Genomic DNA, 15,497 nt, shown 5'->3' on the forward strand with positions numbered 1-15,497 from the left:
TCCGGTTCATTGTCGTAAAGGGTTCTTTTCGGTAGAATGGAATCGAAAGAAATCCAAGCAAATAGGAGAATTCAAATGAAATCGGTCATTATTATCGGAGCAGGCATATTGGGGGCTTCTACAGCCTATCACGCAGCGAAGGCAGGGGCGCAGGTCACTGTCATCGACCGTGCGGATGCCGGGCAGGCGACGGGAGCGGCAGCGGGCATCGTCTGTCCGTGGATTTCCCAGCGGCGTAACCAAGCGTGGTACCGGATTGCGAAGAGCGGGGCGAAGTATTATCCGAGACTCATCGAGGAGCTGTGGCAGCTCGGCGAAGAGAATACCGGTTACAAGCAAGTCGGCATCGTCAGTATCCATGAAGACAGCAAGCTCGACAAGATGGAGGCGAAGGCACGGGAGCGGTTCGAAGATGCACCGGAAATGGGAGTCCTCGAACGGTTGGATGCAGAAGAGACGAAGCGCCGCTTTCCTTCATCATCGGGTGAATACGGCTCGCTCTATGTTAGCGGGGCTGCGCGGGTCGACGGCGGAGCGGTGCGCGATGCATTGCTCCGGGCAGCTGTTTCGAACGGGGCGGTCATCGTGGACGCGGACGCCAGTCTCGAGCGATTGCCGTCGGGTGAAATCGGTGTCCGGGCGGCTGGCCAGCTGTCCACAGCGGACGCCATCGTTTCGGCAGGAGGGGCATGGGCGGCAGAGCTCTTCCGTCCGCTTGGATTGGAAATGGCCGTCGTGCCGCAGAAGGCGCAAATTCTGGAGCTGCAGACAACAGACCGGGAGACGGGCGACTGGCCGGTCGCAATGGTGCCATTCGGCCAGTATATCGTCCCGTTCCCGGACGGGCGGATCGTGGCTGGAGCGACGCATGAAAACGACGCCGGCTTCGATACGCGGCTGACGGCAGGTGGACTGCATCACATTTTGGATAAAGTGCTGGATGTGGCACCAGGATTCGGGGATGCAACATTCACGAAAGCAATCACCGGGTTCCGTCCGTCGACGCTGTCCGCACTGCCGTTCATCGGGAAAGTGCCGACACTCACGAACGTCTTCGCAGCGAATGCGCTCGGAGCATCCGGACTGACAGCTGGCCCATATTTCGGGAAAGAGCTCGCGAAATTGGCACTCGGCGGAACGAGTGAATTGCCGCTTGAAGAGTATTCGATTGAAGAAGCGTTCGGGGGAGGACGCTGACAATAAGAAGAAGACGCAGCGAATCAAACATTCGCTGCGTCTTCTTTTTGGCTTCCAGTAATCTGTTCGTAGACGTCCAGAATGAACGTCTTGTATGGCAGATCAGGCATCGGCAAGATATTGTTTTTTGCGATGCTCGCGTGCTGGACGGCCAAGTCATGGTCGCCGAACTGCTCGTAGATGAGCGCCATGTACGCGTCTTTCTCGTAATTCATTGACAAGTCGTAAGGGTGGTGTAGAAACTCCCAGCTGACGTGCTGGCTGAACCAGTGAAGCGCGTCTTCCAATCTCCCGAGCCCGTAGAGCGCTTTTCCTTTTTCCAAATAGAAAAACGGGTGGAGGTTCGGGGAAATCGTACCGAGTAACTGATCGATCGCTTCGAGCGCTTTATCGAACTGCTTACTGAACGTAGTGAAGTAATGGATTTCGACAAGCTCGGTGAAGGAAATGATTTCGGTATCATCCGTGAAGTCCGCGAACAGGCGCAGCTTCCCAATGTAATGATCCTTCGTCTCGATATCGCCTTCGAGCAGCGCCTGGTAGCTGCCGATCCGGTACAGATCATTGGTCCGGTAGTAAATGTCCTTTTCGCGGGAATAGGCAATCGCTTCGTTCATCACTTCCGTCGCTTTGTCCATTTGTCCGACAGCCGAGTAGAGGATACTCTCAAAGTAATCGAAATCCAACTTCTTGAGCGGGTCGAGTACGGCTCCGCGCTCCTGCAGTGCTGCACGCGACTCAAGCAATTGTTCGAGGGCATCTCCGTAACGGTGTTCGGCGAAGATCGTCGTCAGCTTGAACAAATGGATATCGGCCACTTTCGACAGCAAACTGAGGTCTTCGTAAAGGGTCCCGGCTTTTTCGAGGAAAGGCTTCCAGTCCCCTTGCTTTGTGTAATAGAGACATCGGCTGTAAAGCTCATACAGCCGGGCCGACTCGTAACGCTTCGGCAACTTCTCCAAATACGGCTCGATGAGCGGGATGATGCCTTTGAACTCTTCAGTGACTTCATTGGTCGCTAAACGGTTCAGTTTTTCCGCTTGATCGAGCACATCCTGCAGTTCCTTCGCCGAAACTTCCTCAAGCAATTCATTCTTATCAACGTCTAGCCGCTTGGCGATATAGGACAAGCTTTCCATCGAAGGATTTGCCTTATCGTTCTCGATCAAGCTCAGCATGCCTTTTGTCAGGCTGTCACCAGCGAGTGCTTGCAAGGTGAAGCCTCTTTCTTTCCGCAATTTTCTGATCCGTGTTCCTACTGTTTCCATGCTCTCATCCTTTTGTGTAGGTTGTAAGTTAAATTATATTAAACTTCCGCTTGTATTGCCAGTTTTTCTTTGATATATTTTGTTTAATTAAATTAAACTAAACTTGAAGGGGTGGGGAAATGGATTCCTCCTTGAAGCACAAACGCGCAACGTATCACTTGTACACATTCACCATCAGTAAATTGATCGCGACCTTTGGCAGTTCGGTCTATGCATTCGGTATCAGCCTGTATGTCCTGGCGTTGACGGGCTCTGCCGCAAGTTTCGCGGTCAACTTGATCTGCAGCATCGTACCAAGGACCATTCTCGCGCCAGTCGCAGGATTCGCAGCGGATCACTATCCGAAAAAGGTCATCGTCATTCTGTCGCAAATTGCAAGTATCTTAGCGGTAGGAGGATTGCTCCTCTATAGTATGTCGTTCGGTCTGTCACTCGTGGCAATCTACGTGACGACGGCGTTCCTGTCCGTGTCTTCGATGTTCACGACCGTGACGTTTTCGTCATCCATCGCCAACTTGATCGACGCGGACCGAATCCAGCGCGCGATGGGCTTCAATCAATCGGCGATGGCGATTGCAACAATCGGCGGGCCGGTTGTCGGTGGTATGCTGTTCGGCTTTGTGTCGATGGAAATCTTCCTGCTCATCCAAGTCGTCGCTTATTCGCTTGCGGTCTTGCTCGAGTCGACCATGAATTTCAAGCTATATACGAACCGTATGGAAGGGACAGAACAGAAGGAGTCGTTCTTCGAAGGCATGAAGGAAGGCATCACTTATTTGCGCAGCAACCGTGTCATCGTGGTCGTCATCACGATGGCGCTCGGCGTCAATTTCTTCTTCTCGGCGCTGATGATCGGATTGCCTTTCATCGCGATTGAACAACTGCAAGTGGAGGCGACGCATTTCGGCTTCATTGAAGCGATGCTGGCGGTTGGGATGCTGTTGTCATCGATCTATTTTGCTGCGCGGAAGCCGGTTCAACAGCCGCTGCTTTTCGCGAAGCGTGGCGTCTTGACGATGTCGGTCCTGCTCGCGGGCATGTCTGTGCCGTTGCTCTTTGTATTCGGCTATTGGATGAATGTTTCTTATCTGCTCACCCTGATGCTCGTGTTCGGGATCACGAATGTTTTCGTCAATACTCCCATCGGCGTCATGATGCAGACCGATGTCGATGAAGAATTCCGCGGCCGGGTCTTCGGTTTATTGGAATCGATGGCAATGGCGATGATGCCACTCGGCTATTTACTATTCGGTCTCCTGTATGACAAGTTTCCTGCCGAATGGATTGTCATTGGCTCGAGTCTTTGCCTGATTGCGTTCACCTCCTACTTGATGCGCCCTGCGGTTTTGCGTGAAGCGAACAGCAAGCCGGTGCCGGCAGCAACGGGGCTGGCTGAATAAAAGTGGCAGTTGTTTAAGAAACCGGCAAAGCGGGAAAATTCGTTGCATATGCGTTTGAACGAAAAAGAGGAGGGCGAAACGAATGGACAAAAACAAACCGAAGCATCTTCCTGGCCAGGAACAGGACCGGCAGCCTGGGTTCGAAAATGAAATGGATCCCCGTCCTGAGTTTACAGAAAATTTGGCGGGCAAAGCACAGCGGCTCCCTGGCAAGGCGGCGCTCGTCACAGGCGGCGACAGCGGCATTGGGCGCGCAGTAGCGGTAGCTTTTGCGAAAGAAGGGGCGGACGTCGCCATTTCCTATCTTGATGAACATGAAGATGCGGAAGAAACGAAGAAGATCGTCGAAGCGGAAGGACGTAGATGCCTTCTGTATCCAGGTGATATCGGGGATGAGGCATTCTGTAAACAGATTGTCGATCAAACGGTCGAGGAATTCGGCAAGCTCGACATACTCGTGAACAACGCAGGTGAGCAGCATATGCAGATGTCCTTGAAAAATATCAGCGCGGAACAGATGGAGCGGACATTCCGCACGAATGTCTACAGCATGTTTTTCCTGAGTAAAGCTGCTTTGCATCACATGAAACGGGGAGCATCAATCGTCAATACGACATCGATCACGGCTTTCCGCGGGGAACCGAGCCTCATCGATTATTCCTCTACAAAAGGCGCGATTCTGTCATTCACGCGCGCACTGGCAGGTTCTCTCGCAGAGGAAGGGATCCGGGTGAACGCAATAGCGCCAGGTCCGATCTGGACACCGCTCATCCCGGCTTCTTTCCCGGCGGATATAGTCGAGGACTTCGGGTCGGACACGCCGATGAAACGTGCGGGACAGCCAGATGAACTTGCGCCGGCATATGTGTATCTTGCTTCGGATGACGCTTCATATGTCACCGGGCAAGTGATCCATCTCAACGGAGGTTCTTCCTACTGACCAAAAAGCTTCCGCATCTGCGGGAGCTTTTTTTATGGACGGTCCAAGCTTTTCAACTGTCCCGACCTTCACAGTTGAAGGTCCATTTGTGTGTGCTATAGTATAAAGTGCTGGAAGACCCGGCACTTTATCTGAATGATAGGAGTGAACCGTTTGAAGACGGACGCTGAAGTGAACCGCCTGGATTTGATTGATTTATTGAGTGACCGCCATAACATGGTCCGTCGCATTTCGGGCAACGCCTGGAACGAAGCCAATGAGATTAAAATCTCGAGTTCGGAATGGTACATCCTCGCACGGATCTACCGGAAACAGCCGACAATTTCGAGTGTGACGAAGAGCGTGGATATTTCACGGCAAGCCATCCACAAATTCATTAAAAACCTTGCAGCCAAAGGGCTGGTGGAAATCCATAACGTAGAAAACAATAAAAAAGAAAAATGGATTCAATTGACGGACCTCGGGGAAGAATGCTATGAGAAAAACGAAGTCCTGAAAGACGAATTGGAAAAACGGATCGCCGAGACCATTGGACAAGACAAGATCGATACGTTGAAAGTGATCTTGAAATCGGATTGGGGAATTTAACGGCGAAAAAGCGGCCATCACAGTGAAGTTCACTGTGATGGCCGCTTTTTGGATAAGCATATTAAGCGATTTTCGCTTGTCGGGAAAGGGATAATGAGATTGCTTCGTTGATTTCGCTGTAGGTTCTTTTCAGCGCGAAAGCCAGTTCCTTGAAGAAGATGGATTGAACCGTATTCAAGATTTTCTGATCGCGGTCTTCGAGACGTCCCGAAGTTTCCTTCAGTTCGAAATCTTTTCGTTTCAATGTATTGATCAATTTGGCGATTTCTTTCCGATCGCCGCGGTTGACGACTTCGTTATACGCTTTGTAACGCGCCTGCCCGTCTTCAATCCAGTCGATTCCTTCGAAGTTGAATGAATCAATGATCTCAGCCGCTTCTTCTTTCTTCAGAAGGGGGAGCATCGCAACTTTGTCATTATCGACCGGGATGGTGATGGTCATCCGGTGGCCGTTCTCTAATGGGTGCAACACATAATACTGTTTTGTCACACCATCGATTGTTTCTTCGCTAATATCATCAATTCTGCAAATGCCGTGGACGGAGTAAATAACTTGATCCTCAATTTTGAACATCTATATCCTCCTATATACTCGTAATCGCTACTTCCTCTATTATACCGCTTTTACAGAAAATTGTCAACTTGGTTGACGTTCTGAGCGATTGCAGGACATTTTAAAGAAGAAAACAGCTCCGGAAAGACGGTCGACCGAATTTCCGGGGCTGTTGCGTTTCTTAGTTTTTCACTTCTATTCCGACTGTGCGGAGTGACTTCTGTGAACGAAGGAACAGGATGATCAAGCCGATGGACAGCACGGACAAAGCGGCAGACAGGAAATAAACGGAGCCTGACTGCATCGTCAGCATCCACGTGAACACGAGCGGCCCGATGATCCGGCCGAGGTTGTCCATCGAATACGTCATGCCGGCAGCTGTGCCGTATTTGCCGCCGGACTCTTTGGAAGTCAACGAGACGAGTGCAGTACGGGCAAGTGCGTTGCCGGCGGTGAAGATGCTGAGTGCGACACCTGCGAACACAAGGCTCGACGTGAACGGCAGGAGTACAAGGCCGATTGCAGCGATGACTTGGGCAATGATAATCCATTTCGTCTCTTGGCCGTTCTTGATGCGGCGGACGACCCCGCCTTGGATCGCAGCATCGACCAAGCCGCTCGCGATGAACAGGTAGCCGAGCTGAAGCGGAGTGATCTGGATCTGTTCGATCTGGAACAGCTGGAATGTCGCTTCCAGTCCTGCGAGCAAGAACGTCACCATGAAGGACATCAGGAACAAATAGCGGATTCGGTAAGACCAAAGTTTACTTGCACCTTTCGGCAGCAGCGCCCGCTTGACCGCTTCGCCGGTTCTTTCCGGCTCCTTCAAGATCAGGCCGGCATAGCCCATCAGGACAAATGCGAGGATGCCTGACACGAGGAATGGAAGCGATAGCGAGATGGCGCCGAGCAGTCCGCCGATCGCTGGGCCAAAGATAAAGCCGAGCCCGATGGACATGCCGAGGAGGCCCATGTATTTGTTGCGGTCTTCTTCAGTCGAGATATCCGCGACAAACCCGGTTACAGCGGTGTACAGTGCGCCGGAGAATAGTCCGCCGACTACACGCGAAGCATACAACAACGAGAGGTTGTCGATGAAGAAAGAGAACAAGAAGAAGCTCATGCTGAAGCCGAACAGGCCGATCAAGATCAGTTTCTTCCGGCCGGTCCGGTCGGAATACTTGCCCCACAGCGGCGCGGTCAAGAAGGAGGCGAGTGCATAAACGGTCAACAACCCGCCGACATGGATGTCTCCATAGCCTTGTTGGACGATTACTTCCGGCAGAACCGGTATGATAATGCCGAACCCGAGGTAAACGAAGAATTGGACGGACATTAATAAAAGGATGATTTTTTTCAAAGCGGATTCCTGCTTTCTAAGAGATTCCTTTCCATTCTACCCTTTCCACCAAATTTCCGTAAGGGGCACGTATGAAGAAAAGCGGTGCGGGCACCTTGATTATGAACGAATATGAAAAAAGACCAGCAATCCGAAGATTCACTGGCCTTTGTGCCGGGTGGGGTGGGTTGACATAATCCGCGATGCCCGGTTATTTGGTGGAAATGCCCGGTTAAATGCCGCGTATCCCCGGTTAAAGCAGGCGGATCCCCGGTTAAGTCTCAAAACATGCACTCACTCCTGGAACATGCCCACTTCGTATCCTTGTTCCTCGATCGCTTCTGCAATCGATCCCATGTCCGTTTTGGACTCATCGAAAGCAATCTCGACCGAGCCGCCTTCCAGCGAGACGTCGACGTTCTCTACGCCGTCCAGTGCCATGGCGCTTTCCGTTACGGACTTCACACAACTTTGGCAACTCATGCCGCTCACTTGCAGTTGAATCTGTTTTGTCATGATGGAACACTCCTTTTTTCGGCGTAAAGCCTGCTTGTTTGTTAGTTCCATCCTACCTGCAAGGGGGAGGTGGAGCAAGTGTGAAACTTTACACTTGTAATATAAATGAAAAGTTTGAGTTCCAAAAAAGATGGTATTATATACATAGACACAAAAAAGTCAACTAATTCACGCAACAGATTCGATAGAGCGCGCGTCCTTATAGAAGAGGAAATCCAAGCGAAGAGGTGAGAAGGATGGCAAAACATGCAGAAGTGAGCAAAATTGTAACGAACCTGGCGAGACTCGGAATCCAGACAAAAATGACGAAATCACGCGGTGAAGTTCTCAAGGCTTTAGCGTTGCCTCAAATTCCACAGCCTCGCGCGCAAGTTTAATTACAGACAAAAACTCCGGTCCACTTGTTTCAAGTGCGACCGGAGTTTTTTTACGCATGTTCTTTTTCGTTGTCGAACATATACGTCTTGTGGTGGAACTTCATACTGAAGACGATGCCGATCGCGAACATATTCCCGATCAGCGAACTCCCGCCGTAACTGATGAACGGCAGTGGAATCCCCGTAATCGGCAGGAGCTGGATCGTCATGCCGATGTTTTGAAACACGTGGAACGCGATCATTGCGATGATTCCGGCACATACATACGTACTGAAGACGTCCTTCAATTGCAGTGTGATTTTCGTCAAATGGTAGATCAGCATGAAGAACAGGATGATGACGACGCTTGCCCCGATGAACCCGAAGTCTTCCGAGATGACCGTGAAGATGAAATCGGTATGGTTTTCAGGGACGTATACTTGGCGTCCTTGGTAGCCTTTCCCGAACACTTCGCCGGATCCGATCGCGTTCATCGCAGCGATCAAGTTGTAACCACCGGATTCAGCGTACGAATAGGGGTCGAGCCACGTGTAGATCCGCTCGAAGGCATAAGGCTTCAAGCCGAGCGTCCGCGATAGGAAGTCCTGCATGTTGACGGCCATCCACAGCAGTGTGACGCCGAGAACTGCAACACCGCCGAATAGCGGCAGGATGTATTTCCAAGAGATTCCTGCAACGACCGTCACAGCAAGCGTGATCGCGATGAAGACGAGTGCTGTTCCGAGATCGGGCTGTTTAAGAATGAAGGCAAGTGGAATCATCAGCAGTCCGCCGATTTTTGCGAGCAAAAATGCATCTGTCTTCAAGGTTTTCAAAATGAATTTCTCGTGATGCGTCGAAATCATTTTGGCCAGCGCCAGAATGTAGAAGGTTTTCATGAATTCGGCCGGCTGGATATTGACGAACGGTGTATGGAACCACGCTTTCGCCCCGTTGACCGGTGCGGCGATCTGATTCGGTCCGTCGGGTGCGACCATCAGCACGAGCAGCGTCAAGATCCCGAACGCGTATAAATAGTAGGCCATGCGTTTGTACTGTTCTTGGTCGAAGTACATAAGAACCGCGATCATGACAGACGCGACGATATAGAACAGCCCTTGCCGCGGCACGAAATTCGTCAAGTATTGGCCGGATGTCTGCGCGGAGGAAATGGCGACCAGGCTGACAAGGGCAAAAAGGAATAGAATGAATGCGAGCGGCCAATCGAAGCGATCGGAGAAGCTCTTGTGGTTTTGCATAATAGGTTCACCTGTACTTTAGTTTGAGATTCGTCTTACATTATAGCGCATAATCACTGATTGCGCTTCTCCCAAAAAATATGACGGCTGAGACAGTCAGATGTTTCCTGTTTTCGGGAAATGACCGTATAATAGCTAGTAAGAATAGAGGTGGGGAACAATGGCGAAAAAACCGCTGCAATCGGATGTGTATATTCAACATTTGTATGTTTACTTTAACGAAGCTGAACAGTTCGCCCTTTTTAGTGGAATGTCGTTTGCGCATTTTCTGGACGCGATGAAGATGCCGGAGCATTTATTGCTGCTGAATCATTCATACGAAGATGCTTCCTTCAACATGCATACGCAATTGGAGTTTGTTTCAAGGGAGGAATACCCGCTTCTCAGGAAATGGCAATTGCAGAAAAAGGCGCAGCTCAGCTGGATTGATTTCCGGAGCGAAAAACAAGTGAATGCATTGACTCCGCTGGAACAGGCTGAACTTTTGTATATCGGCCATAAGAAAGAGGCGCTTCGCCCGCCGTTCTACTCAACCCTTCAAAATGAGTTCGTCTACTTGTCAACGGAAGAACAGCAAATGACGAAAGTATACTTCCGCCGGCCGGAACGGCTTCACGAATTGATCGGCAATTATTTCACGATGCTGGCAAGACGGGAAGCGACGGGCTTGAACATTTGGCGGCGCAAGGCGAAGGAGCTGGTCCCGGACATTCCGGAGGCGCTGCTTCGTTCTTTGACGACGGACTATCAGGATGGCATCCTCATCTCGCTTGCGGATCCGGAGAAGACGAAGAAGACCATCGAGCTGCACGTCCGTACGGTAGGGGAAGTGTCTTTCGCCGATGAGTTCTGGTCGGAGATCGAAGAGTCGACGGTCCTGCAGGTGACGAAGAAGATTACGTACGACAAGAAGATGGACCAATGGGCAGCCGCCGGCGTGTGAGCTGAGCGGGCGCGCGAGGCGCATCGTTTTCCAAAGCGAAAGCGACAGCCCGATGCGGTTCGTGTTAAAATGGACCTTAATTGAACACGGAAATGGGGAATTACGATGAAACGAGCAATTGGTTTATTATACGGCGGGAAATCTGCTGAGCATGAAGTTTCTTTGTCGACCGCCCTTGCGGTAAGTAAGGCGCTTGATTTTGAAAAGTACGATGTGTATCCAGTCTACATCACGCATGACGGCGAATGGCGAAAAGGTGCACGCCTGGCTGAAACACCGGAAACGATCGAGCAACTGGAGCTCGGAACGGCAGACGGCACGAACAAGCCGAACGACGTGTCGAGTTTCTTGCTGACGGCGGATGCAGCTGCACTTGATGTGATCATTCCACTTCTCCACGGACCGAACGGGGAAGACGGCACGGTCCAAGGTTTGATGGAAGTGATGAACTTGCCATACGTCGGAAACGGCGTCCTCGCTTCGTCTGCCGGTATGGACAAAGTGGTCATGAAGCAGTTGTTCGAGATTGCGGGTCTAAAGCAGACACCGTATGTCTACTTCCTGCGCAATGAATGGAAGTTGAACCAAGAAGCATTGCTTGACCAAGTGGAGAATGAACTGGTTTGGCCGGTATTCGTTAAGCCTGCGAACTTAGGTTCAAGTGTCGGCATCAGCCGCGCGGAAAACCGCGTGGAACTTGTGGAAGCGGTGCTTGAAGCGCTGAAATTCGACCGGAAAATCGTCGTCGAACAAGGCGTTGTTGGACGGGAAATCGAAGTCGGCGTTCTCGGCAACGATACACCGGAATGTTCGGTAGCTGGAGAAATCAAGCCGCTTAAAGCATTTTACGATTACCAGGCGAAGTACAAGGACGGCAACACAGCGTTGATCATCCCGGCGGAACTGGAGTCTGCAGTCTACGAGAAACTGACGGAAGATGCCATCAAAGCATTCAAGGTGCTGGATTGTTCAGGCCTTGTCCGCGCAGACTTCTTCGTCACGGAAGATAACGAGATCCTGATCAACGAAGTGAACACGATGCCAGGCTTCACGCCTTTCAGCATGTTTCCGCTCCTGTGGCAGCATAGCGATGTGACGTATCCGGAGCTGATCGAACGATTGATCGAGCTTGCCACCGAGCGCCATACTGAAAAACAACAGCTGCAAGTGAAAATGAACTGACTGGAGCGTAATCATGATAAAAACAATCGAACAATTGGCCGACTGGCTGGAGATCAAACCGACTGAAAAAGGAGTCGTCATCACAGGTGTTTCGATCAATACCCGGACGTTGAGACCCGGAGACTTGTTCATCCCTTTCCGCGGGGAGCAGGCGAATGGGCACCGTTATGTAGAACAAGCTTTCGAAGCCGGCGCCGCTGCTGCACTATGGCAGAAGGACGAACCGAATCCACCGAAACATCTGCCATTACTGATCGTCGAAGATTGCGAAGTGGCACTCCAGCAGATGGCACGTTCCTACAGGAATGAATTATCTGCGACGTTCATCGGCATCACCGGCTCGAACGGCAAGACCTCGACGAAGGATCTTGTCGCAAGCGTCTTGAAGCCGTATTTCAAAGTCCAGAAAACAAAAGGCAACTACAACAATGAACTCGGCCTGCCATTGACGATTCTCGACTTGGACGAAGACGTCAAATTCGCTGTACTCGAGATGGGCATGAGTGGGTTCGGACAGATCCGTTTCTTATCGGAACTGGCACGGCCGGACTATGCCATCATCACGAATATCGGAGAAGCGCATATGCAAGACCTCGGTTCACGTGAAGGCATCGCCGCGGCGAAGTTCGAAATCGTGGCAGGTCTGGAGAGCCACGGGAAATTATTTTACGACGGAGACGAACCGTTATTACAGCCGTTCGTCGAAGAATTTCCGCAGGCAGTTTCATTCGGGTTCGACCAGAACAACGAACTGGCGGTGGCGGATATCGAAGCGACCGAATCAGGGAGCAGCTTCCGTGTGAGCGGCATTATCGATGCGACGTTCTCAATCCCGGTTCTCGGAGAACATCAAGTGAAGAATACATTGTCCGCGATGCTTGTTGCACTTGAGGCAGGCTTGTCAGAAGAGCAGATCAGGCAATCGCTGCAGACAGCTGCCTTGACGGATATGCGCATGCAGATCGTACCAGCGATGAACGGTGCAACGTTCATCAACGACGCTTACAATGCAGCACCTTCTTCGATGAAGGCGGCACTCAGATTCATCCATGAAACGACGATGAAAGAAGACAAGTGGCTCGTTCTTGGGGACATGCTCGAACTCGGCGACAGGGAACAGGCGTATCATGAAGAACTCGCGGAATTCATTAATGATGATATCCGAGGTATCGCTTTGTACGGTCCACGCATGAAGTGGCTTTACGACAAGCTTGAAGGCACCTACAGCGGTATTTTGAAGTGGAGCGAATCAGAGTATGACGACATCGTCACACTGCTGGAAGAACAACTGGCGGCAGAGTCCATCGTCCTCGTCAAAGGCTCGCGCGGCATGGCGCTTGAACAAGTCATCGACCCATTCGTCAAATCATGAAAGTAGGGAGAACGGATTGAGAACAGGCGTTTTATTGATCCATGGTTTTACCGGCGGACCCTTTGAAGTCCAGCCATTAGCGGATTACATCGAAGAACGGACAGAATGGCTTGTGGAGATTCCGACACTTCCTGGACACGGGGAGAAGTTGAAGCTGAAGAACGTGTCTGCCGAAAGCTGGATGATGGAAGCCGAACTTGCAATCCGTAAATTGAAAGAACAGGCCGACCGGATCATCGTGGTCGGCTTTTCAATGGGAGGATTGATTGCGATGTACTTGGCGACGCGCTATAAGCTTGACCGTCTTGTCCTGCTGAGCGCAGCGGTGAAGTATATCAACCCGGTGCAATTGCTCGAGGAGATCCGGAATTCGGCACGCGATGCGATGAGCAGGAAACTGTCGGAGAATCCACTCTTCCATCTATATGAATACAAGCTGATCCACACGCCGATTTCGGCAGCGGTGGAATTCCTGCGCATCGTCCGGTTTGTCGAACCTTATTATAAGAGCATCAAAGTGCCAGTGATCATCGTCCAAGGGGAGAAGGATGGCATCGTTCCGCCTTCTGCTGCGAACTTGATCTTCGAGACGATCGGTTCAGAGGAGAAGCTCCTGATCACCTCGGCGAATTCCCAGCACCTGATCTGCTACAGCGATGATTCGGAAGACTGGTTCGAACATGTTTTGGCATTCATGCACGAAGATGACGTAAACTGATAATTGGAACCTTTTCGTATTAATTGCATGCTTCCATTCTTTGTGCTACTCTGTTTAGAGCAATGGATACATTTTAAGACACTCTTCTTGGATGAAGAGTTTTTTTGAGCAAAACGGTTTGCTCTTTACAATAGGGTCTACACAATTAGATAACCCGCCGGCAGACCGCTCGGCAACGACCGGGCTTTTCCTGTTCACACATCCCTCTGACTTAAACTACAGAGTATGATTTTCGACGTGAAATTCCACGCAAAGGCTCGACTTTGTCATGAATTCATCTAAAAGTGTATCGTTTGTGAATAAAAAGATGAAGACAAAAGGAGATTGAAATAATTTGGTAAAATTTTCAGAGTTAAATATTAGCGAAACAACATTGAAGTCCGTAAAACGTATGGGCTTTGAAGAGGCGACACCGATCCAGGAAGGAACGATCCGTCTCGGTATGGAAGGCAAAGACATTATCGGGCAAGCACAAACAGGTACTGGTAAAACAACTGCTTTCGGTATTCCGCTAATTGAGAAAGTCGACACAAAGAATGGTCAAGTTCAAGGATTGGTCATCGCACCAACACGCGAATTGGCGATTCAAGTATCGGAAGAGCTTTACCGTCTAGGAAAAGACAAGAACGTCCGCGTTCTTTCTGTTTACGGCGGACAAGAAATCGGCCGTCAGATCCGTGCGCTTAAAAACCGTCCGCAGATCATCGTCGGTACACCAGGTCGTCTGATCGACCACATCAACCGCCGTACGTTGAAGTTGGACGACGTGAACACGCTTGTTCTTGACGAAGCGGATGAAATGCTGAACATGGGCTTCATCGAAGATATCCAAAAAATCATGGCAAGCGTGCCTGAAGAACGTCAAACGCTTCTATTCTCTGCGACAATGCCGGATGCTATCCGCCGCATCGCTGAGAAGTTCATGAAACAACCGGAAATCGTCAAAATCAAATCAAAAGAAATGACAGTCGAAAACATCGAACAATTCTTTGTCAAATCTGTCGAGCGCGAAAAATTCGATATTCTTTCACGTCTATTGAACGTTCACCAACCGGAACTGGCGATCGTCTTCGGACGTACGAAGCGCCGCGTTGACGAATTGGCGCATGCACTTAGCATCCGCGGCTATTTGGCTGAAGGCATCCACGGTGACCTTAGCCAAGCGAAGCGTATGTCTGTGTTGAAACAGTTCAAAGCGAACAAAATCGATGTACTGGTTGCGACGGATGTTGCAGCACGCGGACTCGATATTTCAGGGGTTACACACGTCTATAACTTCGACATTCCACAAGACCCGGAAAGCTACGTACACCGCATTGGACGTACGGGCCGTGCCGGCAAAAAAGGTGTGGCAGTAACATTCGTTACACCACGCGAAATGGGTTACCTTGGAATCGTCGAAAGAACGACGAAGAAGAAAATGCAAGCATTGGTTCCTCCAACTGCGGACGAGGCTGTACTAGGCCAAAAACGCGTAGCAATGGAACAATTGCAAGAAATGACAGAGAAAAACAACTTGGGTGACTACCGTGAATTCGCAGGCCAGATGCTTGAGAACTTCGACGCAGTCGATCTTGTTGCAGCAGCGCTTAAAATGATGACGAAAGAGCCGGAAGATACACCGGTTCAAATCACAGAAGAGCGTCCACTCCCATCTCGCGGCGGTAAGCCAAGAGGCGGAAGCGGAGGCCGCAGCGGTGGAAGCAACTACCGTGGAGGCAGCCGTTCAGGTGGCGGACGTCCATCATCATCAGGCCGTCCATCAGGTCGCTCATCAGGCGGAAGCAGCAGCCGTCGTGATGGCGGCGGAGGCCGTCCAGGACGCACACGTCGTTTCGAATCATAAGAATGAACGTTACAACCGCT

Annotated in this window: 15 protein-coding genes; 10 read left to right on the forward strand and 5 right to left on the reverse strand. The window is 50.8% G+C overall.

What is annotated here, in order from left to right:
* Nucleotides 1–75 precede the first annotated feature (75 nt).
* Nucleotides 76–1,197, forward strand: coding sequence for an NAD(P)/FAD-dependent oxidoreductase (locus GIW82_RS10920; RefSeq protein ID WP_154749977.1), 1,122 nt, complete (start codon nt 76–78; stop codon nt 1,195–1,197).
* A 23-nt stretch (nt 1,198–1,220) separates the two neighbouring features.
* On the opposite strand, the gene GIW82_RS10925 is transcribed toward GIW82_RS10920, so the two are convergent.
* On the reverse strand, nt 1,221–2,465 hold the full coding sequence (locus GIW82_RS10925; RefSeq protein ID WP_154749978.1) for a helix-turn-helix domain-containing protein: 1,245 nt from the start codon (nt 2,463–2,465) through the stop codon (nt 1,221–1,223).
* A gap of 119 nt (nt 2,466–2,584) precedes the next feature.
* On the opposite strand from GIW82_RS10925, the gene GIW82_RS10930 reads away from it, so the two are divergent.
* From GIW82_RS10930 to GIW82_RS10940, 3 genes are all read left to right on the forward strand, one after another.
* Nucleotides 2,585–3,865 carry an MFS transporter gene (locus GIW82_RS10930; RefSeq protein ID WP_154749979.1) on the forward strand — a complete coding sequence of 427 codons (1,281 nt, stop codon included), beginning with the start codon at nt 2,585–2,587 and terminating at the stop codon, nt 3,863–3,865.
* A gap of 82 nt (nt 3,866–3,947) precedes the next feature.
* Nucleotides 3,948–4,805 carry an SDR family oxidoreductase gene (locus tag GIW82_RS10935; protein WP_154749980.1) on the forward strand — a complete coding sequence of 286 codons (858 nt, stop codon included), beginning with the start codon at nt 3,948–3,950 and terminating at the stop codon, nt 4,803–4,805.
* A gap of 135 nt (nt 4,806–4,940) precedes the next feature.
* Nucleotides 4,941–5,393, forward strand: coding sequence for a MarR family winged helix-turn-helix transcriptional regulator (locus GIW82_RS10940; RefSeq protein WP_154749981.1), 453 nt, complete (start codon nt 4,941–4,943; stop codon nt 5,391–5,393).
* 61 nt (nt 5,394–5,454) lie between these two features.
* On the opposite strand, the gene GIW82_RS10945 is transcribed toward GIW82_RS10940, so the two are convergent.
* From GIW82_RS10945 to GIW82_RS10955, 3 genes are all read right to left on the reverse strand, one after another.
* On the reverse strand, nt 5,455–5,967 hold the full coding sequence (locus tag GIW82_RS10945; protein WP_154749982.1) for a CarD family transcriptional regulator: 513 nt from the start codon (nt 5,965–5,967) through the stop codon (nt 5,455–5,457).
* 160 nt (nt 5,968–6,127) lie between these two features.
* The gene (locus tag GIW82_RS10950) at nt 6,128–7,306 is read right to left on the reverse strand and encodes an MFS transporter (RefSeq protein ID WP_154749983.1); all 1,179 of its coding nucleotides are present in this window, start codon (nt 7,304–7,306) and stop codon (nt 6,128–6,130) included.
* 273 nt (nt 7,307–7,579) lie between these two features.
* Complete coding sequence (locus tag GIW82_RS10955; RefSeq protein WP_154749984.1) at nt 7,580–7,801, reverse strand: copper ion binding protein; 222 nt, start codon at nt 7,799–7,801, stop codon at nt 7,580–7,582.
* 236 nt (nt 7,802–8,037) lie between these two features.
* Here GIW82_RS10955 and GIW82_RS14755 point away from each other — a divergent pair, with 236 nt between their 5' ends.
* The gene (locus GIW82_RS14755; RefSeq protein WP_195914028.1) at nt 8,038–8,178 is read left to right on the forward strand and encodes an Lmo0850 family protein; all 141 of its coding nucleotides are present in this window, start codon (nt 8,038–8,040) and stop codon (nt 8,176–8,178) included.
* Nucleotides 8,179–8,228: 50 nt separating this feature from the next.
* On the opposite strand, the gene GIW82_RS10960 is transcribed toward GIW82_RS14755, so the two are convergent.
* Nucleotides 8,229–9,416 (reverse strand): FtsW/RodA/SpoVE family cell cycle protein, encoded by a 1,188-nt coding sequence (locus GIW82_RS10960; RefSeq protein WP_154749985.1) that lies wholly within the window; start codon nt 9,414–9,416, stop codon nt 8,229–8,231.
* A gap of 160 nt (nt 9,417–9,576) precedes the next feature.
* Here GIW82_RS10960 and GIW82_RS10965 point away from each other — a divergent pair, with 160 nt between their 5' ends.
* The 5 genes from GIW82_RS10965 to cshA all read left to right on the forward strand — a co-directional run bounded on the left by GIW82_RS10965 (nt 9,577) and on the right by cshA (nt 15,477).
* Entirely contained in the window at nt 9,577–10,359 is a 783-nt protein-coding gene (locus tag GIW82_RS10965) for a hypothetical protein (protein ID WP_154749986.1), read from the forward strand.
* Between the two features lie 105 nt (nt 10,360–10,464).
* The gene (locus tag GIW82_RS10970) at nt 10,465–11,541 is read left to right on the forward strand and encodes a D-alanine--D-alanine ligase (protein WP_154749987.1); all 1,077 of its coding nucleotides are present in this window, start codon (nt 10,465–10,467) and stop codon (nt 11,539–11,541) included.
* Between the two features lie 13 nt (nt 11,542–11,554).
* Nucleotides 11,555–12,913 (forward strand): UDP-N-acetylmuramoyl-tripeptide--D-alanyl-D-alanine ligase, encoded by a 1,359-nt coding sequence (locus GIW82_RS10975; protein ID WP_154749988.1) that lies wholly within the window; start codon nt 11,555–11,557, stop codon nt 12,911–12,913.
* 16 nt (nt 12,914–12,929) lie between these two features.
* Nucleotides 12,930–13,631 (forward strand): alpha/beta hydrolase, encoded by a 702-nt coding sequence (locus GIW82_RS10980; protein ID WP_154749989.1) that lies wholly within the window; start codon nt 12,930–12,932, stop codon nt 13,629–13,631.
* Nucleotides 13,632–13,965: 334 nt separating this feature from the next.
* Nucleotides 13,966–15,477: a degradosome RNA helicase CshA gene (cshA, locus tag GIW82_RS10990; RefSeq protein ID WP_154749990.1), complete on the forward strand. Its 1,512-nt coding sequence runs from the start codon at nt 13,966–13,968 to the stop codon at nt 15,475–15,477.
* Nucleotides 15,478–15,497: the final 20 nt, after the last annotated feature.

Origin of the sequence: Planomicrobium sp. YIM 101495 (assembly GCF_009707665.1) — a bacterium.
GTDB lineage: Bacteria > Bacillota > Bacilli > Bacillales_A > Planococcaceae > Planococcus.